Source organism: Mycobacterium avium subsp. avium (assembly GCF_009741445.1).
GTDB classification, from domain to species: domain Bacteria; phylum Actinomycetota; class Actinomycetes; order Mycobacteriales; family Mycobacteriaceae; genus Mycobacterium; species Mycobacterium avium.
This window is the reverse complement of the sequence record NZ_CP046507.1, coordinates 4,412,747-4,437,922: the sequence shown is the minus strand read 5'-3', so window position 1 is coordinate 4,437,922 and position 25,176 is coordinate 4,412,747. Positions and strand designations below refer to the sequence as shown.

Below are 25,176 nucleotides of genomic sequence, written 5' to 3'. Positions count from 1 at the left end.
GGAACAAAGAACTAAGTCTGCCTATCCTGAACTCGTGCACGGCGACGGTGACGGGTGGGTGATCTCCGAGCGCGGCGCCCACTACTGGGGTCGGTACGGCGCCGCCGGTTTGCTGCTGCGCGCCCCGCAACCCGACGGTACGCCCGCCGTGCTGCTGCAGCACCGCGCGGTGTGGAGCCATCAGGGCGGCACCTGGGGACTGCCCGGCGGCGCCCGGGACAGCCACGAGACACCCGAGGAGACCGCGGTCCGCGAAGCGAACGAGGAGGCCGGCCTGCTGGTCGACCGGCTCGCCGTGCGCGCCAGCGTGGTGACGGCCGAGGTCGCCGGGGTGGGCGGCACCCGGTGGAGCTACACCACCGTGATCGCGGACGCCGACGAACTGCTGCACACCGTGCCCAACCGGGAAAGCGCCGAGATGCGCTGGGTCGCCGAGGACGAGGTGGCCGACCTGCCGCTGCACCCCGGCTTCGCGGCCAGCTGGCACCGGCTGCGCACCGAGCCCGCCCGGCTGCCGCTGAGCCACGGCGACGAACGCCGGCAGTACCTGCCCCGCACCATCGAGCTGGAGGACGGCGTCTTCGTCTGGTGCATGCCCGGCGACCCGGCCGACACCGACGAGGCGTCCGCGCAGCTGTGCCGCCGGATCAGCGCGCTGCTGCCAGCGCCGAGCTGAGCCGCCGGGCCGCCGCGGCGGGGTCGTCCGCCGCGGTGATCGCCCGCACCACCACGACCCGGCGGGCCCCGGCGTCGAGCACCTCGGGCAGCCGCTGCGCGTCGATCCCGCCGATCGCGAACCACGGCTTGCCGGTGCGCAGCTCGGCGGCCGCCCGCACCAGCGCCAAGCCCGGCGCCGCGCGGCCCGGTTTGGTGGGCGTGGGCCAGCAGGGCCCGACGCAGAAGTAGTCGGCCGGTCCCGCCGCCGCCGCGGTCATCTGGTCGCGGTCGTGGCTGGACAGCCCGAGCAGCACGTCGGGCCCGACGAATGCGCGCGCCACCTCCAGCGGCAGGTCACCCTGCCCCAGGTGCAGCACGTCGGCGCCGGCCGCGCGGGCGATGTCGGCGCGGTCGTTGACAGCGAACAGGGCGCCGTGCCGGCGGGCCGCGTCGGCCAGGATCTCGCAGGCGGCCAGCTCGTCGCGCGCCTCCAGCGGGCCGAACCGCTGCTCCCCGGGCGACCCCTTGTCGCGCAGCTGGATGACGTCCACGCCGCCGGCCAGGGCGGCGGCGGCGAACTCGGCCAGATCGCCGCGCTCCCGGCGGGCGTCGGTGCACAGGTAGAGCCGCGCGGCGGCCAGAGTTGCCAGACGTTGATGCACACCGCGACGCTAGCGCGCTAGCGTGGAACCCGAACAACTCGTTTTAGACACGGGAGTCCCGGGACCGGGGTCTGAGAGTGGGCGCGCCCGCCCTTACCGTCACACCTGATCCGGATCATGCCGGCGAAGGGAGGCCGCGAATGCCCTCGGACTGCGGGTCGCTGGCCGTCGTCGGTGGCGGGGTCATCGGGCTGGCGGTGGCGCGCCGCGCCGCGCAGGCCGGGTGGTCGGTGCGGGTACACCGCAGCGGCGAGCGGGGCGCCTCCTGGGTGGCCGGCGGCATGCTGGCCCCGCACAGCGAAGGCTGGCCCGGCGAGGAGCGACTGTTGCGGCTGGGCCTGGAATCGCTGCGGTTGTGGCGGGAGGGCGGTTTCCTCGACGGGCTGCCGGGGCGGCTGGTCACCGCGCGCGAGTCGCTGGTGGTGGCGGTCGACCGCGCCGACGTCGCCGACCTGCGCACCGTCGCGGATTGGCTGTCCGCACAAGGACATCCGGTGGTCTGGGAGTCGGCGGCCCGCGACGTCGAGCCCCTGCTGGCGCAGGGCATCCGGCACGGCTTCACTGCGCCCACCGAACTGGCCGTGGACAACCGCGCGGTGCTCGAGGCGCTGGACGCGGCCTGCGAGCGGCTCGGGGTGCGCTGGGCGCCGCCGCTGCACGACCTGGCGGAGGCCGACGCCGACGCGGTGGTGATCGCCAACGGCATCGACGCGCCGGCGTTGTGGCCGGGCCTGCCGGTGCGCCCGGTGAAGGGCGAAGTGCTGCGGCTGCGGTGGCGAAAGGGTTGTATGCCGGTGCCGCAGCGGGTCATTCGGGCCCGCGTGCACGGCCGGCAGGTGTACCTGGTGCCACGCGCGGACGGGGTGGTGGTCGGCGCCACCCAGTACGAACACGGGCGAGACACCGCCCCGGTGGTCTCCGGCGTGCGGGACCTGCTCGACGACGCCTGCGCGGTGCTGCCGGCGCTGGGCGAATACGAGCTGGCCGAGTGCGGCGCCGGGCTGCGCCCGATGACGCCCGACAATCTGCCGCTGGTGGGCCGCCTGGACGCGCGGACCCTGGTTGCCGCCGGTCACGGCCGGTCGGGATTCCTGTTGGCGCCCTGGACGGCAGAACAGATCGTGTCCGAACTGGCCCCGGTGGGAGCACACCGATGATCCCGCCGGCGACGATGCTTCAGCGAAGCGATGAGGAGGAGCGGCGCCAATGATCGTCGTAGTCAACGAGCAAAAGGTCGACGTCGACGCGCACACCACGGTCGCGGCGCTGCTCGATGAGCTGGGCTTCGGCGGCCGCGGCGTCGCGGTGGCCGTGGACGACGCCGTGTTGCCCCGATCCCGTTGGACGACAGAGCTTTCCGAGGGCGCGCGGCTCGAGGTGGTGACGGCGGTGCAGGGTGGTTGATTCGAAACTGACCATCGCCGACCGCAGCTTCAGCTCGCGGCTCATCATGGGCACCGGGGGAGCGGGAAACCTGGCGGTGCTGGAAGAGGCGCTGATCGCCTCGGGCACCGAACTGACCACCGTCGCCATCCGCCGGGTGGACGCCGAGGGCGGCACCGGCCTGCTCGACCTGCTCAACCGGCTGGGCATCACGCCGTTGCCCAACACTGCGGGATGCCGGGGCGCGGCCGAGGCGGTGCTCACCGCGCAGTTGGCCCGCGAGGCGCTGAACACCAACTGGATCAAGCTCGAGGTGATCGCCGACGAGCGCACCCTGCTGCCCGATGCGGTCGAATTAGTCAGGGCCGCAGAACAATTGGTGGACGACGGGTTCGTCGTGCTGCCCTACACCAACGACGACCCGGTGTTGGCGCGCCGACTCGAGGACGCCGGCTGCGCGGCGGTCATGCCGCTGGGCTCGCCGATCGGCACGGGTCTGGGCATCACCAATCCGCACAACATCGAGATGATCGTCGCCGGCGCGGGCGTCCCAGTGGTGCTCGACGCCGGCATCGGCACCGCCAGCGATGCCGCGCTGGCGATGGAATTGGGTTGCGACGCCGTGCTGTTGGCCACCGCGGTGACCCGGGCCGGCGATCCGGCCGCCATGGCCGCCGCGATGTCGGCCGCCGTCACCGCCGGCTATCTGGCCCGCCGGGCCGGGCGGATCCCCAAGCGGTTCTGGGCCCAAGCGTCGAGCCCGCCTCGATGAAACGCTATGTGGCGCTGGGCAGCTCGATGGCCGCCGGCCCCGGGATCCGGCCCCGCGCCGCCGGGGCTCCGCGCTGGTCGGGTCGATCCGCGCGCAACTACGCGCACCTGGTCGCCGCGCGTTGCGGCTACGACCTGGTCGACGTCACCTTCTCCGGGGCGACCACCGCCCACGTGCTCACCGAGCGCCAACACGGTGCGGCGCCGCAGATCGCCGCGCTGGACGGCTCGGAGAGCCTGGTCACCGTCACCATCGGCGGCAACGACGTCGGCTACATCCCGCTGTTGACGGTCGCCGCGCTGCCGCGCCCGCTGCGGCGGCTGCCGCTGCTGGGTGACCGCATCGCCGAACTGCTGGACGCCGAGGCGCGAAACGGCGCGCTCGAGGCGGTGTTCGAATCGCTGTGCGCCGTGGGCACCGCGGTGCGTCAACGCTGCGCGGAGGCACGGATTTTCTTTGTCGACTACCTGACGATGCTGCCGCCGGCGGGCGTGCCGGCCGCGCCGCTGTCAGCCGCCGACGCCGACCTGGGCCGGCACGTGGCCACCACGCTGGAACGGATGACCGCCGATGCCGCCGCGGCGACCGGCTGCGATCTCATCCGGGCGGCCGCGGCCAGCCGCGAACACCACGCCTGGTCCGCCGACCCGTGGACGACGCTGCCGGCGCGGTACGGTCTCCCGCTACCGGGCCGGCCCGCGCCGTTGCACCCCAATGCCGCCGGGATGCGTGCGGTGGCGAAATTGATTGCGGCGCGACTGTAAGCGTCAGCCGTTGGTGCGCCACCACTGGTAGAGGGCGTTGACGTCGGAGTTGGCCGCGGTCAGGTGGCCCAGCACGTTCTTGGCGTCGGTGGTCCAGGTCAGCGTCGCGTAGTTCTTGTAAGTGCCGCAAGCGATCTGACCACCCGTCTGGCCGTTCTGCTTCCAGGTGCCCGGCGACTGCCCGGCGTCTCCGCAGTTGGCCAGCGACACGTCCTTGATGGTGGAGCTGAACGCGGACGCCAGGTTGGTGCCGTTGGAGAACAGGGCGTAGACGCCCGACCCCGGTCCGCTGGGGTCGGGGCTCTGCCCGCACAGCAGCTCGGCCAGTTCGCCGGACTCGGTCAGCTCCTGCGGCTTGCAGTTGTTCAGGCCATAGCCTTTCGATAGCGACGCCGCCAGCGTGTTCATGTCCGAGGCGCTGCCGGTGTTGGGTTCGGCGAGTGCGGGGGCGCTACCCGCGAGAGCCAAACTGCCGGTGAAGGCTGCGGCCGACACGAGACGCAGCGCGGTGTTCCGATATGACATTTTCTGACTCCCTGCGGTTGATGGAAACAAAGCGGGCGAACGCATCTGGGCGCTCACCCGTTGGCGCGCCACCATTGGTAGAGCGCCGCGACATCGGTGTTGGACGCGCGCAGGTAGCTCAGGATGTTCTTGGCGTCGATGGTCCAGATGATCTCGGCGGCGTTGCGGAAGGTGCCGCACGCGGCCTGCCCGGCGCTGGCGGACGAACCATCCTTGTGCCAGCTCGACGGCGACTCGTGGGCGTCGCCGCACGGGGTCAGGACATCCTCTTTGATGGTGGCCCGGAACGCGGTGGCCAGGTTCTCGGGGTTGGTGAACAACACGTACTTGGCCTGCGCCGGTCCCTTCGGGTCGGGGCTTTGCCCGCAGGTCAGTACCGCCAGTTGCCTGCCGCGGTCGATGTTTCCGGCGGTGCAGTTATTCAGCCCGTAGCCCTTCGACAGCGACGCGGCCAGGGTGTTGATGTCCGACGGGTTAGGTGTGCCGGCCGGGTCGGCGGCCGCCGCGGCGCTGCCCGCAAAGACGAATCCGCCAGTGAATACCGCTGCCGTCGCCGCCCTCAGCGCATTGCTGACTTCGGACATCAATGGCTCCTATAACCGCACCTGTTAACACGGATAGTAGGGCTATGTCGCGGTAATGCAATACGTTCCGTCGGCAATTGTCTGTCTGGGCATCGATTTCCGCGCATCCCGTGGAGGACCAGCCAGTGGCGGCAGAGTGAATTTTTCCGCGCCATATTTCGAATTCTGTTGAGGGACGATCGGTGTCGGCGTGGCGCGGATGCACCGATGTGGCCGGGTCGGCACGGCCCGACTCGGCCGAATCAAATTTTGTCATTGCTAGTGCCGACCCGAGCGCGAGCGGGTATGGTTAGCACCGCTTTACGCCAGCTAACTCCCCTCGACTGGAGAATCCATGACACAGCCGCCGCCTCCCCCGCCGCCGCCCGGGTATCCGCCGCAGCAACCGGCCGCCCAAGCGCCGAATAACTATCTGGTGTGGTCGATCCTGGTCACCCTGTTCTGCTGTCTTCCGTTCGGCATCGTCGCGATCGTCAAATCCAGCCAGGTCAACGGATTATGGGCGCAGGGCCGCTACGCCGAGGCGCAGGCGTCCGCCGACAGCGCCAAGAAATGGGTGATCTGGTCGGCGGTCATCGGGGTCGTGGTGGGCATCATCTACGGCATCTTGATGGCGGTCGGCGCGCTGAACACGAACACCAACGCGGCGCTCGCCGCGATGTTCTGACGCCGCGGGGGCCTCGATCATGGTGATCCGCCGGGGGGCGGTGCAGCAGAATCTGACTGCGCCGGTGGTGGTGGCCGCATCCGCGACGGTGCTGTGCGCCGCCGTCTGGGCGGGTGACCCGACCACCCCGGGCGGGCCGCTGCCGGTGTGCCCCACCAAAGCGCTGCTGGGCGTTGACTGTCCCGGCTGCGGCAGCCTGCGCATGGTGTACGCGCTCATGCACGGCAATCTGTTGGGGGCGGCCAGGTTCAACGCCTTAGGCCTGGCCGCCGTCGTGCTGTTGATGTGGGCGTACTTCGCCTGGACCTACGGGCACCTGGTGGGACGACGGATCCGCAGTTGGCAACACCATCGCTGGGCCGCGGCGGTGACGCTGTCGTTGGTGCTGGCCTGGTTCGTGGTGCGCAACATCCCGGTGGCGCCGTTCACCGCGCTGCATGTCTGAGGACGCCGTGTCCTGAATCCGCCCACCCGGGCCGCGGTCTAACCTGGGGCGCGATGGTGAACAAATTCACGACATTTCCGGCGCTGCTCGCGGTGGTCGCCCTGACCGCGTTGGCCACCGGCTGCGGGCACCGCTCCTCCGGCGCGGGCCAAACCACCGGAGACCCCGCCGCGGCGGAGTTCGCGTCCGGGTTGCGCAACAAGGTCACCACCGACGCGATGATGACCCACCTGACCAAGCTGCAAGACATCGCCAACGCCAACAACGGCACCCGGGCGGTCGGCACACCCGGCTACGAGGCGAGCGTCGACTACGTGGTGAAAACCTTGCGCGACAGCGGGTTCGACGTGCAGACCCCGGAGTTCTCGGCCCGGGTGTTCCACGCCGAAAAGCCCGATCTCACCGTCGGCGGCAGGCCGGTGGAGGCCCACGCACTGGACTTCAGCCTGGGCACCGGGCCCGACGGGGTGAGCGGCCCGCTGGTCGCCGCCCCGCCCAACAACCCCGGGTGCGCGGTCACCGACTACGGCAGCCTGCCGGTGCAGGGCGCGGTGATCCTGCTCGACCGCGGCACGTGCCCGTTCGCGCAGAAGGAAGATGTCGCCGCGCAGCGCGGCGCGGTGGCGATGATCATCGCCGACAACGTCGACGAACAACAGATGGGCGGCACGCTCGGGCCGTCGACCGAGGTGAAGATCCCGGTGCTGAGCGTGACCAAGTCCGTCGGGGTGCAGCTGCGCGGGCAGCCCGGGCCCACCACCATCAAGCTCACGGCCAGCGCGCAAAGCTTCAAGGCGCGCAACGTGATCGCGCAGACCAAGACCGGATCGGAGCACGACGTGGTGATGGCCGGGGCGCACCTGGACAGCGTGCCCGAGGGCCCGGGCATCAACGACAACGGGTCGGGCGTGGCCGCGGTGCTGGAAACCGCTGTGCGACTGGGCAGTTCGCCTCCGGTGCACAACGCGGTGCGGTTCGGGTTCTGGGGCGCCGAGGAGCTCGGGCTGATCGGGTCGCGCAACTACGTCGAGTCGCTGGACTTGACCGCGCTGAAAGACATTGCGCTGTACCTGAACTTCGACATGCTCGCCTCGCCGAACCCCGGCTACTTCACCTATGACGGCGACCAGTCGCTGCCGATGGACGCCCGTGGTCAACCGGTGGTGCCCGAAGGGTCGGCGGGCATCGAGCGCACGCTGGTGGCCTACCTGAAGTCGGCCGGCAAGACCGCACAGGACACCTCGTTCGACGGCCGGTCGGATTACGACGGGTTCACCCTGGCGGGGATTCCGGCCGGCGGGCTGTTCTCCGGCGCCGAGGGGAAGATGTCCGCCGATCAGGCCAAGCTATGGGGCGGAACCGCCGACCAGCCGTTCGACCCCAACTACCACCAGAAGACCGACACCCTCGACCACATCGACCGCACCGCGCTGGGGATCAACGGGGGCGGGGTGGCCTACGCGATCGGTCTCTACGCCCAAGACCTCGGCGGCCACAACGGCGTCCCCGCCATGGCCGACCGCACCCGGCACGTGCTCGCCAAGTCATGACCGTCCGGCTGGGCGCGACGCTGCTGTGGATCGCCGTGCTGCTGGCCGGTTGCTCGTCGGCGGGGCCCGGACTGCCGACCGCGGCACCCGATTTGGGCCACGGCCTGGCCAAGAAGGTGACCGCCGACGCCATGATGGCCCACCTGCGCGCCTTGCAGAACATCGCCAACGCCAACGGCGGCAACCGCGCGGACGGCACCCCGGGCTTTCAGGCCAGCGTCGACTACGTGGCTAAAGCGCTGCGCGACAAGGGTTTCGACGTACAGACGCCGCAGTTCGACCGGCTCTACCCGGTGTCCCCCGGCAAGCCGACGCTGACCGTCGCGGGCCGCGGCTACCCCGTCGACCAGGCCTCGATGTTGGTCCAGACCCCGCCCGGCGGGCTGACCGGACCCGCCGTCCGCCCGGCCCAGCCGTCGGGTTGCGCGGCCAGCGACTACCCCGGCGCCCCGCCCAAGGGTGCGATCGCCGTCGTCGACGACACCCGCTGCTCGGTGGTCGACAAACAGAACAGCGCGGTGGCCCGGGGCGCGAGCGCGCTGATCGTGGTGAGCGCACCCGACGGGCACGGCGCCCCGCCCACCTTGTTCACCCCCGGCTACTACAAACAGCTGAGTGTGCCGGTGGCCGTCGTCAACCCGTCCGGCGCCGCCGCGCTGGCCGGTGCCGGCGGGCCGGTGCGGTTAATCCTGGATGCAGTCAACGTCAAGGTCACATCGCGAAACGTGGTGGCGCAGACCAAGACCGGGTCAGCCCACGAGGTCATCATGGTCGGTGCGCACCTGGACGGCTCGCGCGCCGGACCGGGCATCAACGACAACGGCTCCGGCGTGGCCGCGGTGCTGGAAACCGCGCTGCAGCTGGGTCCGCTGGCGCCGGTGAGCAACGCGGTGCGGTTCGTGTTCTGGGGCGCCGGGGAAGACGGACTGGGCGGCGTGATGGATTACCTGTTCGGCCTGGACCGCGACCAACTCAACGACATCGCGCTGTATCTGAACTTCACCATGCTCGGCTCGCCCAACGCCGGGTTCTTCACCGACGACGGCGATCAGTCCGGGCCGCCGGCCCCCGGTATTTCGGCCGCCGACGTCCCCGAAGGGTCGGCCGGCATCGAGCGCACCCTGGCGGGCTATCTGAACCTGGCCGGCAAGCGTGCGGCGGACATGCCCCTGAACACCCGGGCCGACTACCACCCCTTCATGGTGGCCGGTGTGCCGATCGGCGGCATGACCACCGGAGCCTCGCAACCGAAAACCACTGTGCAGTCCCGGTTGTGGGGCGGCCAGGCCGGCGTGCCGTTCGATCCGGACTTCCAAGGTCCCCGCGACACCGCCGACAACATCAACCGGGACGCCCTGGCGGTGATGGGTTCCGGCGTCGGGTTCGCGGTCGGCAGCTACGCCCAATCGATCGGCGGGGTCAACGGGGTGCCGCCGCACGACAAGCGGCATCGCACCCGAGTGCCCTGACCGCGGCACAACGATTTACGCCGGCACGCCGAAGGGTGAGAAATCGCGAGATCCCTTGAAGGGAGCCAGCGCCTTTCTTGCCCCCGGCGACGGCCGGTCGCTCTACACTGAGCCATGCACAGCCACGCGCTCAGGTCGGCATTCGTGTCGGCCGCGGCGGTGCTGCTGGTGGCGGGTTGCTCGACGTTCGTCGAGGGACGCGCGCTGTCGATGCTCAACGACCCGTTCCTGGTTGGTGGTCTGCCCGCGACCAACGGGCCCAGCGGCATCCGCTCCAACGCCCCCGCCCCCACCGGCAAGGTGCTCAACACCGACAACGGGTCGATCGACTCGCTGTCGTTGCTGTCGATCAACGACATCGAGGACTACTGGCGCTCGGTGTACGGCCAATCGCTGAAGGGCAAATTCGTTCCGATCAGCAAGATCGTGTCCTACAACTCGACCGATCCGAGCAGTCCGATCGTGTGCCACAACGACACCTACCAACTGGTCAACGCGTTCTACACCTCGCGGTGCAACCTGATCGCCTGGGACCGCGGCGTTTTCATGCCCGTGGCGCAGAAGTATTTCGGCGACATGTCGGTGACCGGTGTGCTGGCGCACGAGTTCGGGCACGCGCTGCAGCAGATGGCCGCACTGGTGACCAAACGCGATGCGACCATCGTGCGCGAACAGCAGGCCGACTGCTTCGCCGGGGTCTATCTGTTCTGGGTTGCCGACGGCAAGTCGCCGCGCTTCACGCTGAGCACCGCCGACGGGCTCGACCATGTGCTGGCCGGGATCATCACCACGCGCGACCCGGTGATGGACAGCGAGACCGCGAACGACGACGCGCACGGCTCGGCGCTGGACCGGATCAGCGCCTTCCAAATGGGTTTCCTCAACGGCGCCTCGGCCTGTGCGTCGATCAACCGCAGGGAAATCGAGCAGCGCCGCGGCGACCTGCCCAATGCCCTGCGGGTCGACACCAGCGGCACACCGGAGACCGGCGAGGTCCCGATCAACCAGGACACCCTGTCCACGCTGATGGAGCTGCTGGGAAAGATCTTCGCGCCGGCCAATCCGCCCGCGCTGAGCTACCAGCCGGCCGCATGCGCCGACGCCAAGCCCAGCCCGCCGGCGTCCTACTGCCCGGCCACCAACACCATCGCCGTCGACCTGCCCAAGCTGGCCGCGCTGGGCAGGGTCGCCGACGAGAACGAACACACCCTGCCCCAGGGCGACGACACCGCCCTGTCCGTGGTGATGTCGCGCTACGCGCTGGCGGTACAGCATGAACGCGGCCTGGCCATGCAGAGCCCGTGGACCGCGCTGCGGACCGCCTGTCTGACCGGCGTGGTGCACCGCAGGATGGCCGAGCCGATCGAACTGCCCTCGCACAACCAATTGTTGCTCACAGCAGGCGATCTCGACGAGGCGGTGGCCGGGCTGCTGACCAACCACCTGGTCGCCAGCGACGCCGACGGAACCAGCGTGCCGGCGGGTTTCACCCGCATCGCGGCGTTCCGCGGCGGCGTGACCGGCAACGCGGACGCCTGCTACTCCCGGTATCCGGGATAGCGAAAGCCGAACGCCATCAACCGATTTCGGCCAGCCGGGGGATCACCTCATCGCCCAGCCGGCGGATATAGCCGACGGGATCCGGATTGCCGGGTAGCGGCCCCACGTTGATCATGTCGATGCCGAGCCTGCCGAAGCGTTCCACCGTCCTGAGGTATTCGTCGAGGTTCTCGAACGGGTCGAGGGTCGCCAGGCCACCGCACGTCTTACGGATATCCCGCGGGTCGCGGCCCACCGCGTCGCAGTGCCGGTGCAGCACCTCGATCTTGTGCTCGAGCTCGGCGAGGTCGTTCGACATGCTGTTCCAGACGTCGGCGTACTGCGCGACCAAACGCAGCGTCTTCTTCTCGCCGTCCCCACCGATCAGGATCGGCGGGCGCCGAATCGGCTGTGGCGCACAGATCGTCTCGGCCAGCCGGTAGTGCTTGCCCTGGTACGCGCCGTCGTCGTCGCTCCACATCTGCCGGCAGATCTGCAGGGTTTCCTCGAGCATCTCGAACCGTGTGCTCAGCGCGGGATACGGAATGCCCAACGCGGTGTGCTCGCGTTCGTACCAGGCCGCCCCGAGTCCCAGCATCGACCGGCCCTGCGACAACACGTCCAGGGTGGTGACCGTCTTGGCCAACACGCCGGGGTAGCGATAGGTGACCCCGGTGACCAGCAGCGCCAGCTCGATCGTGGAGGTCTGCGCGGCCAGAAAACCCAGCGACGTGTAGCCCTCGAGGAACGGATTCTCCGCGGGCCCAAGCTGTTCCATCTGGAAGAAGTGGTCGGCCAGGGTGAACAGCGTGGCACCGCCCTGCTCGGCGGCGCGGGCCGCCTCGGTCAGCGTCGGGCCCAGCCGTGCCGGGTCGCCGGGCAGAAAGTCGATGAAATGCAATCCCAATTCGATGGTGGGTCCCTCTCTGCTATTGCTCGGTCAAGCGCTCGAGCAGCGACAGCGCGTCGACGATGACGCGCCGCTCCGCCTCCGTGTAGCGCTCCTGGATGGCGCGGGCCAGCCACTCCTCCCGCGCACGGCGGTCGCTCTCGGCGCGCTTGCGGCCGGCCGCCGTCAACGAGACGACCTGGCGCCGCTTGTCATTCGGGTCGGGTCTGCGTTCGATGAGCCGACGTTGGCCCAGCGCAGCCAGGATGGTCGCCATCGACTGGGGGCGCACCCGTTCCGCCGCGGCCAGTGCGCTGGCCGACGACGGTCCCTCTTTCCACAGCCGGGTGAGCACCGCCGTCTGCGAGGGGGTCAACCCGTCGACCGCGATGTCCTTCAGCCGGCGCCGCAGCCGGCTGAACACCACCCGGATATCGCGCGCGGCCGCCACCGCGGAGTCGCTGACGCCATCCACACGGCCAGCCTAAACTGCACAGTCAAAACTGTCCAGTTAAAACTGTCTAATTCCGGCCGAGCAGCTGCAGCGCGGCGTCGACGGCCAGCGCCGCCACGTTCAGCGTCTTGGACCGCAGATCGTGTCGGGCGCTGGCGATCTCGACCACCGCCGTCGTTCCGCCGACCAACGCGGCGGCCGCGTTGAGCTCCTCGGGCGTCCCGAAGGGATCCGACGTCCCGTGGGTGAAGACCGTCGGCACCGTGATGGCCGGCAGATGCTCGGTGCGGGCCCGTTCCGGCTTGCCGGGCGGATGGACCGGGTAGGAGAACAGCGTCAGCACGTCCACCGCGGCGTCACCGGCGGCGACCACCATCGACGTCTGCCGGCCCCCGTACGAATGGCCGCCGGCGATCAGCGGGCCGTCGGCAAGCCCGCGGCACAGCGTGATCGCCTCGACGATGCCGGCACGGTCGGCGGCGCCCGACCCGGACGGCGGGCCGGTGGGCCGGCGCCGGCGGAAGGGCAGGTTGTAGCGCACCGCCAGCCAGCCGCGCTGGGCCCACTCCTCGCAAACCTGTTGCAGCAGTGGCGAATCCCGGTTGCCGCCGGCGCCGTGGGTGAGCACCACCACGCCTTCGGGGAAGCCGTCGGGCCGGTGGTCGATGCCCGCGATCCGGTCGAGGTTCATCCGTCCCCCGACAGCCGGAACAAGGCGGAGACGGGGCCGTGGCCGTGGCCCAGCGGGTAGGAGGCGCGCAAACACTCGGTGACCCAACGCTTTCCGAAGGCGACCGCATCCGGCACGGTGAAGCCGTGCGCAAGCGCACAGGCGACGGCACTGGCCAGCGTGTCGCCGCCGCCGTGGTCGTTGCCGGTGGCCAGCCGGTGCGCGTCGAACTCGTAGCACGAGTCGCCGTCATAGAGCAGGTCACAGCTGCGTTGCGACGACCGCAGATGCCCGCCCTTGACCAGCACCCATTGCGAGCCCAGCGCGTGCAGGGCCTTGGCCGCATCCCGCTGCGACGCGGCATCGGTCACGTCGATGTCCACCAGCAACCGGACCTCGTCGAGGTTCGGCGTCACCAGGGTGGCCAGCGGGAACAATTGGCCGCGCAGGGTGTCCAGCGCGTCGGCGGCCAGCAGCGGGTCACCGTGCATGGACGCGCACACCGGATCGACCACCAGCGGCACCGACAACCCGAGCCGGCGCCAGGTCGCGGCCACCTCGGCGATGATGGGCGAGGACGCCAGCATGCCGGTCTTGGCCGCCTGGATGCCGATGTCGCCGGCGACCGCCTCGATCTGGCCGGCCACCACGTCGGCGGGCACCTCGTGAAAGCTGTTGACCCCCAACGTGTTCTGCACGGTCACCGCGGTCACCGCGACGCAGGCGTGCACGCCCAGCATCGCCATGGTGCGCAGGTCGGCCTGGATGCCCGCACCACCCCCGGAGTCGGATCCGGCGATGGACAGCACGCGACGCGGCGTGGTGCCCGGCGGCGCCAGTGGCAGCGTCGGCGGCGGCCCCGTCACTGTGCCAGCGGTAGATACACCCGGTTGCCGTGCTCGGCGAACTCGCGAGACTTGTCGGCCATGGCCGCCTCGATCGCTTCCTCGCTGTCCAGCCCGTGCTTGGCCGCATAGTCGCGGACGTCCTGGGTGATGCGCATCGAGCAGAACTTCGGCCCGCACATCGAGCAGAAGTGCGCGGTCTTGGCGGGCTCGGCGGGCAGCGTCTCGTCGTGATACTCCCGCGCGGTGTCGGGATCCAGCGACAGCGCGAACTGGTCGTTCCAGCGGAACTCGAAACGCGCCTGGCTCAACGCATTATCGCGCTCCTGCGCGTGCGGGTGCCCCTTGGCCAGGTCGCCGGCGTGCGCGGCGATCTTGTAGGCGATCACGCCGTCCTTGACGTCCTTGCGGTCCGGCAGACCCAGGTGCTCCTTGGGGGTCACGTAGCACAGCATCGCGGTGCCCGCCTGGGCGATGATGGCCGCGCCGATCGCCGAGGTGATGTGGTCGTAGGCCGGGGCGATGTCGGTGGCTAGCGGGCCCAGCGTGTAGAACGGGGCCTCCTCGCACCACTCCTCCTCCAGCCGCACGTTCTCCACGATCTTGTGCATCGGAACGTGCCCGGGGCCTTCGATCATCACTTGCACGCCATGGGATTTCGCGATCTTGGTCAGCTCGCCCAGGGTGCGCAGCTCGGCGAACTGCGCGGCGTCGTTGGCGTCGGCGATCGAGCCGGGCCGCAGGCCGTCGCCCAGGGAGAAGGTGACGTCATAGCGAGCGAAGATCTCGCACAGCTCGTCGAAGTTGGTGTACAGGAACGACTCTCGGTGATGCGCCAGGCACCAGGCGGCCATGATCGACCCGCCGCGGGACACGATGCCGGTGACCCGCTTGGCGGTCAGCGGCACGTAGCGCAGCAGCACACCGGCGTGCACGGTCATGTAGTCCACGCCCTGCTCGCACTGCTCGATCACGGTGTCGCGGTAGATCTCCCAGGTGAGCAGCGTCGGATCGCCCTTGACCTTCTCCAGCGCCTGATAGATCGGCACGGTGCCGACCGGCACCGGCGAATTGCGCAGGATCCATTCGCGGGTCTCGTGGATGTTCTTGCCGGTGGACAGGTCCATGATGGTGTCCGCACCCCACCGGGTGGCCCACACCATCTTGTCGACCTCCTCGGCGATCGAGCTGGTCACCGCCGAGTTGCCGATGTTCGCGTTGACCTTGGTGGCGAACGCCTTGCCGATGATCATCGGCTCGATCTCGGGATGGTTGTGGTTGGCCGGGATCACGGCGCGGCCGCGGGCGACCTCGTCGCGCACCAACTCCGCCGGCATGCCCTCGCGGGCGGCGATGAACGCCATCTCCGCGGTGATCTCGCCGGCCCGGGCCCGCTGCAGCTGGGTGCCGCGGTCGCGCACCCGGCCCGGCCGCGCCGGCAGCCCGGCCGTCAGGTCGATCGTCGCGTCCGGATCGGTGTAGGGGCCGGAGGTGTCGTAGAGGTCGAAGTGGTCGCCGGTGGACAGGTGGACGCGGCGGAACGGAACCCGGGCACCGGGCACCCCGTCCAGTTCGCGGTAGACCTTGCTGCTGCCCGCGATGGGCCCGGTGGTCACGCTCGGTTCGACAATTGCGGTCATTTTTCATCTCCCTACGCCGGCATTACCCGGTCAGGTTCGTACGGTCGACGGCCCCGAGCCGTCCTCTCAGCACACTCGGCGTGCGCTCCCGCGTCTGATGGATGGGTCCGCACGCGACGTTACCCCCACCGGCAACCGCATGGCATGGCCGACGGCCCTATTCCCGCCGGTTCGTGCCGCGCGGTCACCGCGCGCTGACCCTCACACCTCCTCCATCGCCTCCCCGAGCTCCTCGAGGATCTTGTTGTGGTGATTGCTGGCCAGCAGGTGCCCCGCGGCGATGACCACGGCCACCGGCCAGTCGATGAGCTCCAGCGCCGCCAGGGCGGCCAGCCCGCCGAAGTAGGCCAGCTGCTCGGGCCGGGGAATCTCGACCTGGCCCAGGCCGGGCAGGTTCACCACGAAGGTTTCGCCCTCCCGGATCTTTTCCACCGCCTCGCGCTGGGACGTGCCGCGCCTCGCCTTCTTTTCCGCCATCATTTGCCTTTCGGTAACGAAGGGTTTCCCGACTCGCTGGGTCGCGCGTCCACCGTCGGAACTATGTCGACGATGACCGACACCGGGGGCGATCCGCTAGTTTCGTCGTTTGCTTCGGTGCTGAAGGTGCCGCTAGTTGAACTGTATGCGCTGTTGTGGCGCGTCGGGGTGGTCGAGATTCGCGACGACGATCGGACGCGCGCCGCGGCGGCGGGCCCGATCTGTCCGGATCCGTCGGCCCATCGGGCCGACCGGGTGGCCGTCTAGCTCAGTTGGTGCTGCGCAAGTCGCCGGCACCGGCCCGGCGCCCCGGGGCCTTCTTGGCCGTCGACTTGGCGGCGGTCTTGGCCGGCGCCTTGCGGGCCGGCGCCGATTCCGCCGGCACCGACTTCAGGTTCGCCTTGACCGCCCGCGGCTCGGGCTGCTGCTCCTTGCGGTTCAACCGCTGCAGCAGCAAGGCGCCGCCGCCGACAGCCAGCAGCACCGGCCACTCCACCAGTCCCGCGACGCCGAGCGCGCCGAAGGCCAGCGCGGCCGCGGGCGTGGAATGGCTGCCGCTGTTCATCCCGCGTTTGACGCCCTCCGCGGCTCCGGTGACGCCGCCGATGACGCCGTTGACCGCCGCGCCGCCCACGGCACCGGCGGCCGCGGTCGTCGCGGACGCGGCGCGGTTCACCGCCTGACTCACGCCCCGGACTGCTCCGCCGATGACACTCATGATGACTCCCTGGCTTTGATTGCGTACGCCGCGCGCCGGCGTCGGCAGCGAGTAGTACCCGCTGAACGCAGGCTTAACAACTAGGCAATGCTGTTTCCGCTCCTGATTTTGCAAAGCCTGCCACCTTGCCGCGCGGCAGACAACGAGAAGCGGTGCCGGATTTCTCCCTAGGACGGCGGCTCGTCGCGGCTCACATCGACCAGCACCGGCGCGTGATCGCTGGCGCCCTTGCCCTTGCGCTCCTCGCGGTCGATCTGCGCGTGCGTCACGCGGCGCGCCAACGCGGGTGAGCCGAGGATGAAATCGATGCGCATGCCTTGCCGTTTCGGGAACCGCAGCGCGGTGTAGTCCCAGTACGTGTACACCCCCGGGCCCGGCGCGAAAGGCCGTACCAGGTCCGCGAATTGCGCGTCGAGGATGGCGTTGAACGCGCGCCGCTCCGGCTCGGAGACGTGGGTGGCGCCGGCGAAGATCTCCATGCTCCACACGTCGTCGTCCTGCGGGGCGATGTTCCAGTCCCCGGCCAGCGCGATCTGGGCGGCGGGATCCTCGCGCAGCCAGCCCGCGGCCGAATCACGCAGGGCGGCAAGCCAATCCAGCTTGTAGGCGTAGTGCGGGTCGCCCACCGCGCGGCCGTTGGGAACGTAGAGGCTCCAGATCCGCACACCGGCGCAGGTGGCGGCCAGGGCGCGGGCCTCCGCGGCGGCGGCGACCTCCGGCTTGCCGCTCCAGCTCGGCTGGCCCTCGAAGCCGACCCGTACGTCGTCCAGGCCGACCCGGGAGGCGATCGCCACACCGTTCCACTGGTTGAAGCCGACGTGGGCGACCTCGTAGCCGAGTTCGAAGAACGGCAACGTCGGGAACTGGCCGTCGGCGCACTTGGTCTCCTGCATGGCCAGCACGTCGACGTCGGTGCGGGCCAGCCAGTCCAGCACCCGGGGCAGCCGGGAGCGAATCGAGTTCACATTCCAGGTGGCCAGCCGCACGGACTAGAAACTATCCCACCGGCCCGGCCGGGACCGTCAGGTAGCGGCGCCGGTGGTGCAGCCGGAAACCCAGCGCCCCGGCCAGTTCCAGCGCCGCGGCGTCGTCGTCGGGCACCGCCAGATAGGCGCGCGTGGCGCCCCGCCCGGCGCCCCGCGCCAGCAGCGCCTCGCACCCGGCGCGGGCCTCGGCGTCGTGCCCGCCGGGCGGCACCCACAGCCCCACCCACCGGGTGCCGTCGGGTGCGGCGCTGAGCGCGGCCTGCGCGACGGACGCGTCGACCCGAACCCCGGGTTCGTCGCCGGACGGGCGGGAAAGGTCTTGCACCACAACCTGTTCGGTGCGCTCGCAGGTCAGCCCGGGCGGCGGCGTCAGCATCCGGTCCGGGACGGCCAGTCGCGGCATCAGGCCGCGTCGCTGGTACCAGCCGGCGATCTCCGGGATGGCCTCGGCGTGAGCGGAAAGGTCCAGCGGCACAGCGGAATCGGCTGCGGGCCCGGCGGGCCGGCCGGGTGGCGGGCCGGCCCGCAGCAGCCAGCCGTGCAGCCAGGTCTGCTCCGCGGCGGGCCAGGCCGCGGCGGCGGCGTGTTCGAGCGCGCGGATCTGCGAGGTGCGGATCGGGGTGTCGGTGAGCACCCGCAGCGCAACCACGTCGGCGGGCGCGAACTCGACGACCGCGCCGGTCTTGGTCTGCACCCGCACCGTCGGATCGACCGTCAGCAGCCGGCCCACCGCGTCGGTCAGCGGCGGCACCGATCCGGGCGGGCGCCGGTAGCGAACCGTCACCCGGGTCCCCGGGTCGGGCCACGAGAACATCAGTGACCGAACGGGTCCGGTCCCTCGCCGGGCATCCAGGACAGGCCGGGCACACCCCAGTTGTGGGATTTGACGGCCCGTTTCGCGCTGCGGGCATACCGGCCGATGAGTCGGTCCAGATACAGGAAGCCGTCCAGGTGCCCGGTCTCGTGCTGCAGCATCCGGGCGAACAGGCCGTGGCCCTCGATGGACACCGGGTTGCCGTCGGCGTCCAGCCCGGTGACCCGCGCCCAGCTGGCCCGCCCGGTGGGGAACGATTCGCCGGGCACCGACAGGCAGCCCTCGTCGTCGGTGTCCGGGTCGGGCATGGTCTCGGGGATCTCGGAGGTCTCCAGCACCGGGTTGACCACCACGCCGCGCCGCCGCTCGGTCAGCCCCCGGTCGTCGGCGCAGTCGTAGACGAAGACCCGCAACCCGACCCCGATCTGGTTGGCGGCCAAGCCGACCCCGTGGGCGGCGTCCATGGTGTCGTACATGTCGGCGATCAGCTTGCCCAGATCCGCCGGCAGGGAACCGTCGTCACCGACCGGCACCGGCTGTGTCGGGGTGTGCAGGACGGGATCTCCCACGATGCGGATCGGTACGACTGCCATGGTCGGCTAAGCTACCGCACGCTCGCGGGTGGGCAATCTGGGTCAATCGGCCGACTCGCGGGTCTGGATGACGGCTTGAGGGTTTGGGGCGTGTTTCAATAATTCGCGCAAACCACGCGCTTAGCTAAGCCAAGTCATTCGAGCAGTTCGGAATTCGCCGAAAGGGTCCAGGGGAAGCGATATGGACAGCGCCATGGCGCGGGCAAATCGATCGGGGGACGACGCCGAGATCGCAGATGGGCTGACCCGCCGCGAACACGACATCCTGGCGTTCGAACGCCAGTGGTGGAAGTTCGCCGGTGTGAAGGAAGACGCCATCAAAGAGCTGTTCTCGATGTCGGCGACGCGGTACTACCAGGTGCTCAACGCGCTCGTCGACCGGCCCGAGGCGCTGGCCGCCGACCCGATGCTGGTGAAACGGCTGCGGCGGCTGCGCGCCAGCAGGCAGAAAGCGCGTGCGGCGCGGCGGCTCGGCTTCGAGGTGACCTGACTCGTTACAGTAGGGCTCGATGAAAGAACGAGTTCCCGACTCCACTGGACTGCCTTTGCGGGCCATGGTGATGGTGCTGTTGTTCCTCGGCGTCATCTTCCTGCTGCTCGGGTGGCAGGCGCTGGGTTCGTCCGGGAACTCCGAGGACGATTCGGCGTCGCCGGTGTCCAGCTCGACGGCCACCAGTTCGGCGTCCGCCTCGCCGACTAACAAGCCGGCGGCCAACCAGGCCGAGGTGCAGGTGTACAACATCTCCTCGAAAGAGGGCGTGGCGGCGCGCACCAAGGATCAGCTGACGTCCGCCGGGTTCAAGGTCACCAAGGTCGACAACCTGGCCGTGCCCGACGTCTCGGCCACCACGGTCTACTACACCGACGCCGACGACGAGCACGCCACCGCCGACGCGGTGGGCAAAAACCTGGGCGCGCCGGTCGAGCCGCGCATCCCCGCGCTGAGCGGCCAACCCCCGGGTGTCATCGTCCTCGTCGCGGGCTGAGCGGGCCGGCGAAGCGTTAGGCTGCTGGCTATGCCCAAGCTGCTGCCTCCCGTGGTTCTGGCCGGTTGCGTCGTGGCGCTGGGCGCCTGTTCGTCGCCCCAGCACGCGTCGTCGCTGCCGGGTACCACCCCCGCGGTGTGGACCGGATCGCCGTCGCCGTCGGGCGCGGGCGCAGCCGAGGCCGCGCCGGCCGCGGCGCCCAGCATCACCACCCACCTCAAGGCGCCGGACGGCACCCAGGTCGCGACCGCGAAGTTCGAGTTCAGCAACGGCTACGCCACCGTCACCATCGAGACGACGGCCAACGGCGTGCTCACGCCCGGCTTCCACGGGGTGCACATCCACAAGGTCGGCAAGTGCGAACCCAGCTCGGTCGCCCCGACCGGCGGCGCCCCGGGGGACTTCCTGTCCGCCGGAGGGCATTTCCAGGCGCCCGGGCACACCGGCGAACCCGCCAGCGGCGACCTGACCTCGCTGCAGGTGCGCAAGGACGGCTCCGGGACGCTGGTGACCACCACCGACGCCTTCACCATGGAGGATCTGCTCGGCGGGCAGAAGACGGCGATCATCATCCACGCCGGCGCGGACAACTTCGCCAACATCCCGGCGGAGCGCTACAACCAGACCAACGGAACACCGGGCCCCGACGAGATGACGATGAGCACCGGTGACGCCGGCAAGCGGGTGGCGTGCGGTGTCATCGGTGCCGGCTAGACGGGGCGACGCGCACATCGATTTCGCCCGCTCGCCGCGGCCGACCATCGGGGTGGAGTGGGAGTTCGCGCTCGTCGACGCGCAGACCCGCGACCTGAGCAACGAGGCCACCGCGGTGATCGCCGAGATCGGCGAAAACCCGCGCGTGCACAAGGAATTGCTGCGCAACACCGTCGAGGTGGTCAGCGGCATCTGCCGGACCGTGCCCGAGGCGATGGAGGATCTGCGGCAGACCCTGGGGCCCGCGCGCCGGATCGTGCGGGACCGCGGCATGGAACTGTTCTGCGCCGGCGCACATCCGTTCGCGCAGTGGACGACCCAGAAGCTCACCGACGCCCCGCGCTACGCCGAGCTGATCAAGCGCACCCAGTGGTGGGGACGGCAGATGCTGATCTGGGGGGTGCACGTGCACGTCGGGATCTCCTCGCCGAACAAGGTGATGCCGATCATGACGTCGCTGCTGAACTACTACCCGCACCTGCTGGCGCTGTCGGCGTCCTCGCCGTGGTGGACCGGGGTGGACACGGGCTACGCCAGCAACCGGGCGATGATGTTCCAGCAGCTGCCCACCGCCGGGCTGCCGTTCCAGTTCCAGACCTGGGCGGAGTTCGAGGGCTTCGTCTACGACCAGAAGAAGACCGGCATCATCGACCACGTCGACGAAGTCCGTTGGGACATCAGGCCTTCCCCGCACCTGGGCACGCTGGAGATGCGGATCTGCGACGGCGTGTCCAACCTGCACGAGCTGGCCGCGCTGGTGGCGCTGACGCACTGCCTGGTGGTCGACCTGGATCGCAGGCTGGAGGCCGACGAGTCGTTGCCGACCATGCCGCCCTGGCATCACCAGGAGAACAAGTGGCGCGCCGCCCGCTACGGCCTGGACGCGGTGATCATCCTGGACGCCGACAGCAACGAACGCCTGGTCACCGAGGACCTCGACGACGTGCTCAACCGGCTGGAGCCGGTCGCCCGCAAGCTGCAGTGCGCCGACGAGCTGGCCGCGGTGGCCGACATCCCCCGCCACGGCGCGTCATACCAGCGTCAGCGCCGGGTGGCCGAGGAACACAACGGCGACCTGCGCGCGGTCGTCGACGCGCTGGTGGCCGAGCTGGAGATCTGATGACCGAACCTGTTGCGCTGCCGATGTTTCCGCTGGAGTCGGCGCTGCTGCCCGACCAGGACCTGCCGTTGCGGATCTTCGAGCCCCGCTACGGCGCGCTGGTGCGGCACTGCCTGGACACCGGCGAGCAGTTCGGGGTGGTGCTGATCGCCCGCGGCCGCGAGGTGGGCGGCGGTGACGCGCGCTGCGACGTGGGGGTGCTGTCCCGGATCGTCGACTGCGTCGACCAGGGCGCCGGCCGGTACTTGCTGAATTGCCGCACTGGGCAACGCATTCGGGTGTCCGAGTGGCTGCCCGACGACCCCTATCCCCGGGCAACGGTGATGCCGTGGCCCGACGAGCCCGGCGCCGTGGTGACGCCGGAGCAGCTGCTCGGCGTGGAAGACCGCGCGGTGGCGCTGTTCGAGCGGATCGCGCAGGCGCGCGGCATCACCCTGCCCGGGCGCGACGTGCTACTGGGCCGCCACGATCCGGAACGCCCGGTCGGGCAACGCCTCTACGAGCTGGCCTCCCGCATCCCGATCGGCACGGCCGACCGCTACACGGTGCTCTGCGCGCCGTCGGCCGCCGAGCGCCTGGCCGCGCTGCGCGAGGCCGTGGACGCGGTGACCGAAGTGGTCGAGTTCCAGCTATCCGAATAGCGCTGTGCGACAGGAGCTTACGATGAAGGTTCAGCTGCAGGTCGACGGTTCGCCGGTGCGGGCGGCGGCAAGTGCCGCCGAGATCGCCGCGACCGGCGCCGACGGCCTGTTCACCTTCGAGGGCCAGCACGACGTCTTCTTCCCGCTGCTGATCGCCGCCGAGGCCACCGGGTGCGAGCTGATGACCAACGTGGCGATCGCCCCGCCGCGCAGTCCGATGCACCTGGCCTACGCGGCCTACGACCTGCAGCTCTACAGCGGCGGCCGGTTCCGGCTGGGGTTGGGCTCGCAGATCAAGGTGCACGTCGAAAAGCGTTACGGCAGTAGGTGGGAGCCGCCCGCGGCGCGGATGGCCGAGGCCATCTCGGCGATCAAGGCGATCTTCGCCGCGTGGGAAGGCCGGGCCCGCCTGGATTTTCGCGGTGAGTTCTACACGCACACCATCATGGCGCCCACCTTCGATCCCGGCCCCAACCCGTACGGGGCGCCGCCGGTGCTGCTGGGCGCGCTGGGTCCGGTCATGACCCGCACCGCCGCCGAGGTCGCCGACGGGCTGCTGGTGATGCCGTTCAACAGCGCCCGCCACTTCGCCGAGCGCACCCTGCCCGCCATCGGTGAGGGGCTGCGCCGTTCGGGGCGGACCTTGACCGAGTTCCCGATCATCGCCCAGGCCATGGTGGCCGTCGGCCGCGACGAGGCCGACCTGGCGACGGCGATCGACGGGGTGGCCTCCCTCATCGCCTTTTACGGCTCCACGCCGGCCTACCTGCCGGTGCTGCAGGTCGAGGGTTGGGACGGCATCCAGCCCGAGCTCAACGCGCTGTCCAAGCAGGGCCGCTTCGCGCAGATGCGCGGGCTGATCACCGACGAGCTGGTGGCCCGGATCGGGATCGTGGGAACACCCGAGCAGTGTGCCGAGCAGATCGCCGCCCGGTTCGGCGAGCACGCCGACGAGGTGTGCTGTTACTTTCCGGGCTACACCCCCCGCCCCGCGGACGTCGCCGACCTGATCGGCGCCCTGCACCGGGTGCCGGCGCTGCCGTGACCGCCGACCTGACCGTCGAAATCGACTCGGGCGTCGCGGTTCTCACGCTCAACCGGCCCGAGCGGCTGAACGCCTACACCGCCGCGATGGGCGAGCTGCTGAGCCGCGCCTACCGCGAGTGCGACGAGGACGACGACGTCCGGGTCATCGTGCTGACCGGCGCCGGGCGCGCCTTTTGCGCCGGGGCCGACTTCTCCGGCGGCGCAAGCCCGTTCGACGCCCCGGCCGGCGACGGCGCCTTCACCGCCTCACCGATCACCCCGGCGGCGTTCGAGTTGCGCAAACCGGTGATCGCCGCGGTCAACGGCCACGCCGTCGGGATCGGCCTGACCATCGCGTTGCAGGCCGACATCCGCATCGTCGCCGCGGACGCCAAATACGGTGTGGTGCAGGTGCGCCGGGGTGTGCTACCCGACTGCATGGCGCACTGGACGCTACCCCAGTTGACCAACCTGGGGGTGGCCGCCGAGCTGCTGCTCACCGGGCGGATGTTCGGCGGCGCCGAGGCGGCCGCGCTCGGCGTCGCCAACCGCGCGCTGCCCGCCGATCGGGTGCTCGACGAGGCGATGGCGCTGGCCCGCGACATCGCCGTCAACGTGGCGCCGATGTCGGCGGCGCTGTGCAAACGCCTGCTGTGGGACAGCGCGATCAATCGCTACCCACCGCGACAGGTCGCCGCGCTGGAAACCCTGCTGCACGAACGGGTGATGGGAGGCGCCGACGCCGCCGAGGGCGTCGCCGCGTTCCGCGAGCACCGGGCGCCGCGCTTCACCGCGCGGCTGTCGTCGGAGTGGGAGCCGCTGCCGGAGCCATGACGGCGGCGCGCCGCATCAGCCGCGGCGCCGCCCGGCGATGCAGCGGACCGACCAGTGCCCACACCGCCCGGGCGGCGATCGGGCGGCGGTAGCGCACCCGCGTGGTCAGGGCGGCGCGCCGATCGTCGTGACGGCGCAAGGTCAGCTCGCCGCACAGCAGCGGCCCGCGCGCGGCGAGCACGACTTCGTCGCGAGCCGAACGGACGATCGTCCACCCGCCCAGCCGCAGCACGTGCCGGTGCACCCAGCGCACCGCGTCGCCGCCCGCGCCCGGACGCCCCACCGCGTCGCGAAAGGTCTCCTCGGCGCTGCGCGAATCCCCTTGGGGCAGAGGTGCTTCGAACACGTCGGTGTAGTCGGCCCGCGCGGCGGCCCGGGCGACACGGTTCAGCGTGCGCCGAACGACGATGCGGTGCCCGCCGGTGCCGATGACCAGCGCCCGGTAGGCCTTGCCGTGCACCCCCGGGAAGGCCGCCCAGGTGGCCGCCCGCAGCCGGGTGCGTGCCGGGCCGTCGAGCGCGTCCAGCTCGAACACCCACCGGTACACCGCGAACGGGTGGCGGCCCTTCAGCGCGAACCGCACCGGCGGCCGGGCCTCGTCCAGGGCGAAGCCCAGCGGCACGGTCGACGGGTCGCGCGGGTCGCGGCACAGCACCCGCAGCAGCGCCGCCCACGTGTCGTCGCGGTTGGCCTCGATGGTTATGGCATGCTCATCGATATAGGGTAATCGTTCCATATAGAAGGAATGTACT

32 protein-coding genes and 2 riboswitches are annotated in these 25,176 nt (G+C 70.3%); of the genes, 18 read left to right on the top strand and 14 right to left on the bottom strand.

Annotated features, from left to right (window positions below; genetic code table 11):
* Positions 1–34 precede the first annotated feature (34 nt).
* Positions 35–676: an NUDIX hydrolase gene (locus MAA44156_RS20835; RefSeq protein ID WP_003879272.1), complete on the top strand. Its 642-nt coding sequence runs from the start codon at positions 35–37 to the stop codon at positions 674–676.
* Here the strand turns inward: MAA44156_RS20835 and thiE are convergent.
* Positions 648–1,319, bottom strand: a complete 672-nt coding sequence (gene thiE / locus MAA44156_RS20830; RefSeq protein WP_009979403.1) for a thiamine phosphate synthase — start codon at positions 1,317–1,319, stop codon at positions 648–650. The genes MAA44156_RS20835 and thiE overlap by 29 nt on opposite strands.
* Positions 1,320–1,358: 39 nt before the next feature.
* Positions 1,359–1,468, top strand: a riboswitch (TPP riboswitch).
* Here thiE and thiO point away from each other — a divergent pair.
* From thiO to MAA44156_RS20810, 4 genes are all read left to right on the top strand, one after another.
* Entirely contained in the window at positions 1,460–2,476 is a 1,017-nt protein-coding gene (gene thiO, locus MAA44156_RS20825; protein WP_009979402.1) for a glycine oxidase ThiO, read from the top strand. Its footprint overlaps the riboswitch before it by 9 nt.
* Positions 2,477–2,525: 49 nt before the next feature.
* Positions 2,526–2,723, top strand: coding sequence for a sulfur carrier protein ThiS (thiS, locus tag MAA44156_RS20820; protein WP_003873811.1), 198 nt, complete (start codon positions 2,526–2,528; stop codon positions 2,721–2,723).
* Positions 2,716–3,474 (top strand): thiazole synthase, encoded by a 759-nt coding sequence (gene thiG / locus MAA44156_RS20815; protein ID WP_009979401.1) that lies wholly within the window; start codon positions 2,716–2,718, stop codon positions 3,472–3,474. The genes thiS and thiG overlap by 8 nt, the downstream gene beginning before the upstream one ends.
* A complete protein-coding gene (locus MAA44156_RS20810; RefSeq protein ID WP_009979400.1) occupies positions 3,471–4,238 on the top strand; it encodes an SGNH/GDSL hydrolase family protein in 768 nt (255 codons plus the stop codon). Before thiG ends, MAA44156_RS20810 begins: the two co-directional genes overlap by 4 nt.
* A gap of 3 nt (positions 4,239–4,241) precedes the next feature.
* Here the strand turns inward: MAA44156_RS20810 and MAA44156_RS20805 are convergent, their stop codons facing one another.
* Entirely contained in the window at positions 4,242–4,763 is a 522-nt protein-coding gene (locus tag MAA44156_RS20805) for a hypothetical protein (RefSeq protein WP_009979398.1), read from the bottom strand.
* 53 nt (positions 4,764–4,816) lie between these two features.
* Positions 4,817–5,347 carry a hypothetical protein gene (locus MAA44156_RS20800; RefSeq protein ID WP_009979397.1) on the bottom strand — a complete coding sequence of 177 codons (531 nt, stop codon included), beginning with the start codon at positions 5,345–5,347 and terminating at the stop codon, positions 4,817–4,819.
* Between the two features lie 334 nt (positions 5,348–5,681).
* On the opposite strand from MAA44156_RS20800, the gene MAA44156_RS20795 reads away from it, so the two are divergent.
* From MAA44156_RS20795 to MAA44156_RS20775, 5 genes are all read left to right on the top strand, one after another.
* Positions 5,682–6,014, top strand: a complete 333-nt coding sequence (locus MAA44156_RS20795) for a CD225/dispanin family protein (RefSeq protein WP_011726219.1) — start codon at positions 5,682–5,684, stop codon at positions 6,012–6,014.
* 19 nt (positions 6,015–6,033) lie between these two features.
* A complete protein-coding gene (locus tag MAA44156_RS20790) occupies positions 6,034–6,459 on the top strand; it encodes a DUF2752 domain-containing protein (RefSeq protein WP_003873805.1) in 426 nt (141 codons plus the stop codon).
* A gap of 53 nt (positions 6,460–6,512) precedes the next feature.
* On the top strand, positions 6,513–8,009 hold the full coding sequence (locus tag MAA44156_RS20785) for a M28 family metallopeptidase (RefSeq protein WP_009979396.1): 1,497 nt from the start codon (positions 6,513–6,515) through the stop codon (positions 8,007–8,009).
* Complete coding sequence (locus MAA44156_RS20780) at positions 8,006–9,478, top strand: M28 family peptidase (RefSeq protein WP_009979395.1); 1,473 nt, start codon at positions 8,006–8,008, stop codon at positions 9,476–9,478. The genes MAA44156_RS20785 and MAA44156_RS20780 overlap by 4 nt, the downstream gene beginning before the upstream one ends.
* 114 nt (positions 9,479–9,592) lie before the next feature.
* Positions 9,593–11,038 carry a neutral zinc metallopeptidase gene (locus tag MAA44156_RS20775; protein ID WP_009979393.1) on the top strand — a complete coding sequence of 482 codons (1,446 nt, stop codon included), beginning with the start codon at positions 9,593–9,595 and terminating at the stop codon, positions 11,036–11,038.
* 16 nt (positions 11,039–11,054) lie between these two features.
* Here MAA44156_RS20775 and MAA44156_RS20770 read toward each other — a convergent pair whose 3' ends face one another.
* The 6 genes from MAA44156_RS20770 to MAA44156_RS20745 all read right to left on the bottom strand — a co-directional run bounded on the left by MAA44156_RS20770 (position 11,055) and on the right by MAA44156_RS20745 (position 15,992).
* Positions 11,055–11,930, bottom strand: coding sequence for an LLM class F420-dependent oxidoreductase (locus tag MAA44156_RS20770; protein ID WP_029248624.1), 876 nt, complete (start codon positions 11,928–11,930; stop codon positions 11,055–11,057).
* A 16-nt stretch (positions 11,931–11,946) separates the two neighbouring features.
* Entirely contained in the window at positions 11,947–12,381 is a 435-nt protein-coding gene (locus tag MAA44156_RS20765; protein WP_009979391.1) for a MarR family winged helix-turn-helix transcriptional regulator, read from the bottom strand.
* A gap of 46 nt (positions 12,382–12,427) precedes the next feature.
* Positions 12,428–13,051, bottom strand: coding sequence for an alpha/beta hydrolase family protein (locus MAA44156_RS20760; protein ID WP_009979390.1), 624 nt, complete (start codon positions 13,049–13,051; stop codon positions 12,428–12,430).
* The gene (gene thiD / locus MAA44156_RS20755) at positions 13,048–13,896 is read right to left on the bottom strand and encodes a bifunctional hydroxymethylpyrimidine kinase/phosphomethylpyrimidine kinase (protein ID WP_009979389.1); all 849 of its coding nucleotides are present in this window, start codon (positions 13,894–13,896) and stop codon (positions 13,048–13,050) included. Before thiD ends, MAA44156_RS20760 begins: the two co-directional genes overlap by 4 nt.
* Positions 13,893–15,515 carry a phosphomethylpyrimidine synthase ThiC gene (thiC, locus tag MAA44156_RS20750; protein ID WP_009979387.1) on the bottom strand — a complete coding sequence of 541 codons (1,623 nt, stop codon included), beginning with the start codon at positions 15,513–15,515 and terminating at the stop codon, positions 13,893–13,895. The genes thiD and thiC overlap by 4 nt, the downstream gene beginning before the upstream one ends.
* Positions 15,507–15,617: riboswitch (TPP riboswitch) on the bottom strand. (Overlaps the previous gene by 9 nt.)
* A 99-nt stretch (positions 15,618–15,716) precedes the next feature.
* Complete coding sequence (locus tag MAA44156_RS20745; protein WP_003873796.1) at positions 15,717–15,992, bottom strand: hypothetical protein; 276 nt, start codon at positions 15,990–15,992, stop codon at positions 15,717–15,719.
* Positions 15,993–16,064: 72 nt separating this feature from the next.
* On the opposite strand from MAA44156_RS20745, the gene MAA44156_RS20740 reads away from it, so the two are divergent.
* The gene (locus MAA44156_RS20740; RefSeq protein ID WP_009979385.1) at positions 16,065–16,259 is read left to right on the top strand and encodes an Rv1535 domain-containing protein; all 195 of its coding nucleotides are present in this window, start codon (positions 16,065–16,067) and stop codon (positions 16,257–16,259) included.
* 1 nt (position 16,260) lies between these two features.
* Here MAA44156_RS20740 and MAA44156_RS20735 read toward each other — a convergent pair whose 3' ends face one another.
* The 4 genes from MAA44156_RS20735 to MAA44156_RS20720 form a co-directional block, all read right to left on the bottom strand.
* Positions 16,261–16,710, bottom strand: coding sequence for a hypothetical protein (locus MAA44156_RS20735; RefSeq protein WP_023866963.1), 450 nt, complete (start codon positions 16,708–16,710; stop codon positions 16,261–16,263).
* Between the two features lie 167 nt (positions 16,711–16,877).
* Positions 16,878–17,696, bottom strand: coding sequence for an exodeoxyribonuclease III (locus MAA44156_RS20730; RefSeq protein WP_009979381.1), 819 nt, complete (start codon positions 17,694–17,696; stop codon positions 16,878–16,880).
* A gap of 10 nt (positions 17,697–17,706) precedes the next feature.
* On the bottom strand, positions 17,707–18,510 hold the full coding sequence (locus tag MAA44156_RS20725; RefSeq protein ID WP_009979380.1) for a GNAT family N-acetyltransferase, cg3035/Rv0428c family: 804 nt from the start codon (positions 18,508–18,510) through the stop codon (positions 17,707–17,709).
* Entirely contained in the window at positions 18,510–19,103 is a 594-nt protein-coding gene (locus MAA44156_RS20720; protein WP_003873791.1) for a peptide deformylase, read from the bottom strand. Before MAA44156_RS20720 ends, MAA44156_RS20725 begins: the two co-directional genes overlap by 1 nt.
* 181 nt (positions 19,104–19,284) lie before the next feature.
* Between MAA44156_RS20720 and napA the strand changes: the two genes are divergently transcribed.
* Genes napA through MAA44156_RS20685 form a run of 7 tightly spaced genes read left to right on the top strand, consistent with a single transcriptional unit; the run spans position 19,285 to position 24,424 of the window.
* Positions 19,285–19,593, top strand: coding sequence for a nucleoid-associated protein NapA (gene napA / locus MAA44156_RS20715; protein WP_003873790.1), 309 nt, complete (start codon positions 19,285–19,287; stop codon positions 19,591–19,593).
* Positions 19,594–19,612: 19 nt separating this feature from the next.
* Positions 19,613–20,089 (top strand): LytR C-terminal domain-containing protein, encoded by a 477-nt coding sequence (locus MAA44156_RS20710; RefSeq protein WP_003873789.1) that lies wholly within the window; start codon positions 19,613–19,615, stop codon positions 20,087–20,089.
* Positions 20,090–20,119: 30 nt separating this feature from the next.
* Positions 20,120–20,803, top strand: a complete 684-nt coding sequence (sodC, locus tag MAA44156_RS20705) for a superoxide dismutase[Cu-Zn] (RefSeq protein WP_009979378.1) — start codon at positions 20,120–20,122, stop codon at positions 20,801–20,803.
* The gene (locus MAA44156_RS20700; protein WP_009979375.1) at positions 20,793–21,923 is read left to right on the top strand and encodes a glutamate--cysteine ligase; all 1,131 of its coding nucleotides are present in this window, start codon (positions 20,793–20,795) and stop codon (positions 21,921–21,923) included. Before sodC ends, MAA44156_RS20700 begins: the two co-directional genes overlap by 11 nt.
* The gene (locus tag MAA44156_RS20695; RefSeq protein ID WP_009979374.1) at positions 21,923–22,564 is read left to right on the top strand and encodes an LON peptidase substrate-binding domain-containing protein; all 642 of its coding nucleotides are present in this window, start codon (positions 21,923–21,925) and stop codon (positions 22,562–22,564) included. Before MAA44156_RS20700 ends, MAA44156_RS20695 begins: the two co-directional genes overlap by 1 nt.
* A 22-nt stretch (positions 22,565–22,586) precedes the next feature.
* A complete protein-coding gene (locus MAA44156_RS20690; RefSeq protein WP_009979373.1) occupies positions 22,587–23,609 on the top strand; it encodes an LLM class F420-dependent oxidoreductase in 1,023 nt (340 codons plus the stop codon).
* Complete coding sequence (locus tag MAA44156_RS20685; RefSeq protein WP_009979372.1) at positions 23,606–24,424, top strand: enoyl-CoA hydratase/isomerase family protein; 819 nt, start codon at positions 23,606–23,608, stop codon at positions 24,422–24,424. Before MAA44156_RS20690 ends, MAA44156_RS20685 begins: the two co-directional genes overlap by 4 nt.
* On the opposite strand, the gene MAA44156_RS20680 is transcribed toward MAA44156_RS20685, so the two are convergent.
* The gene (locus MAA44156_RS20680) at positions 24,378–25,160 is read right to left on the bottom strand and encodes a hypothetical protein (protein ID WP_009979371.1); all 783 of its coding nucleotides are present in this window, start codon (positions 25,158–25,160) and stop codon (positions 24,378–24,380) included. The genes MAA44156_RS20685 and MAA44156_RS20680 overlap by 47 nt on opposite strands.
* Between the last annotated feature and the right edge of the window lie 16 nt (positions 25,161–25,176).

Excerpts from the sequence above, each read along its gene's own strand:
- thiO (WP_009979402.1), top strand. The coding sequence starts at position 1,460 with ATGCCCTCGGACTGCGGGTCGCTGGCCGTCGTCGGTGGCGGGGTCATC.
- thiS (WP_003873811.1), top strand. The coding sequence starts at position 2,526 with ATGATCGTCGTAGTCAACGAGCAAAAGGTCGACGTCGACGCGCACACC.
- MAA44156_RS20810 (WP_009979400.1), top strand. The coding sequence starts at position 3,471 with ATGAAACGCTATGTGGCGCTGGGCAGCTCGATGGCCGCCGGCCCCGGG.
- MAA44156_RS20805 (WP_009979398.1), bottom strand. The coding sequence starts at position 4,763 with ATGTCATATCGGAACACCGCGCTGCGTCTCGTGTCGGCCGCAGCCTTC.
- MAA44156_RS20800 (WP_009979397.1), bottom strand. The coding sequence starts at position 5,347 with ATGTCCGAAGTCAGCAATGCGCTGAGGGCGGCGACGGCAGCGGTATTC.
- MAA44156_RS20795 (WP_011726219.1), top strand. The coding sequence starts at position 5,682 with ATGACACAGCCGCCGCCTCCCCCGCCGCCGCCCGGGTATCCGCCGCAG.
- MAA44156_RS20790 (WP_003873805.1), top strand. The coding sequence starts at position 6,034 with ATGGTGATCCGCCGGGGGGCGGTGCAGCAGAATCTGACTGCGCCGGTG.
- MAA44156_RS20785 (WP_009979396.1), top strand. The coding sequence starts at position 6,513 with ATGGTGAACAAATTCACGACATTTCCGGCGCTGCTCGCGGTGGTCGCC.
- MAA44156_RS20780 (WP_009979395.1), top strand. The coding sequence starts at position 8,006 with ATGACCGTCCGGCTGGGCGCGACGCTGCTGTGGATCGCCGTGCTGCTG.
- MAA44156_RS20775 (WP_009979393.1), top strand. The coding sequence starts at position 9,593 with ATGCACAGCCACGCGCTCAGGTCGGCATTCGTGTCGGCCGCGGCGGTG.
- MAA44156_RS20760 (WP_009979390.1), bottom strand. The coding sequence starts at position 13,051 with ATGAACCTCGACCGGATCGCGGGCATCGACCACCGGCCCGACGGCTTC.
- thiC (WP_009979387.1), bottom strand. The coding sequence starts at position 15,515 with ATGACCGCAATTGTCGAACCGAGCGTGACCACCGGGCCCATCGCGGGC.
- MAA44156_RS20745 (WP_003873796.1), bottom strand. The coding sequence starts at position 15,992 with ATGGCGGAAAAGAAGGCGAGGCGCGGCACGTCCCAGCGCGAGGCGGTG.
- MAA44156_RS20740 (WP_009979385.1), top strand. The coding sequence starts at position 16,065 with ATGACCGACACCGGGGGCGATCCGCTAGTTTCGTCGTTTGCTTCGGTG.
- MAA44156_RS20735 (WP_023866963.1), bottom strand. The coding sequence starts at position 16,710 with ATGAGTGTCATCGGCGGAGCAGTCCGGGGCGTGAGTCAGGCGGTGAAC.
- MAA44156_RS20725 (WP_009979380.1), bottom strand. The coding sequence starts at position 18,510 with ATGTTCTCGTGGCCCGACCCGGGGACCCGGGTGACGGTTCGCTACCGG.
- MAA44156_RS20720 (WP_003873791.1), bottom strand. The coding sequence starts at position 19,103 with ATGGCAGTCGTACCGATCCGCATCGTGGGAGATCCCGTCCTGCACACC.
- napA (WP_003873790.1), top strand. The coding sequence starts at position 19,285 with ATGGACAGCGCCATGGCGCGGGCAAATCGATCGGGGGACGACGCCGAG.
- MAA44156_RS20710 (WP_003873789.1), top strand. The coding sequence starts at position 19,613 with ATGAAAGAACGAGTTCCCGACTCCACTGGACTGCCTTTGCGGGCCATG.
- sodC (WP_009979378.1), top strand. The coding sequence starts at position 20,120 with ATGCCCAAGCTGCTGCCTCCCGTGGTTCTGGCCGGTTGCGTCGTGGCG.
- MAA44156_RS20695 (WP_009979374.1), top strand. The coding sequence starts at position 21,923 with ATGACCGAACCTGTTGCGCTGCCGATGTTTCCGCTGGAGTCGGCGCTG.
- MAA44156_RS20690 (WP_009979373.1), top strand. The coding sequence starts at position 22,587 with ATGAAGGTTCAGCTGCAGGTCGACGGTTCGCCGGTGCGGGCGGCGGCA.
- MAA44156_RS20680 (WP_009979371.1), bottom strand. The coding sequence starts at position 25,160 with ATGGAACGATTACCCTATATCGATGAGCATGCCATAACCATCGAGGCC.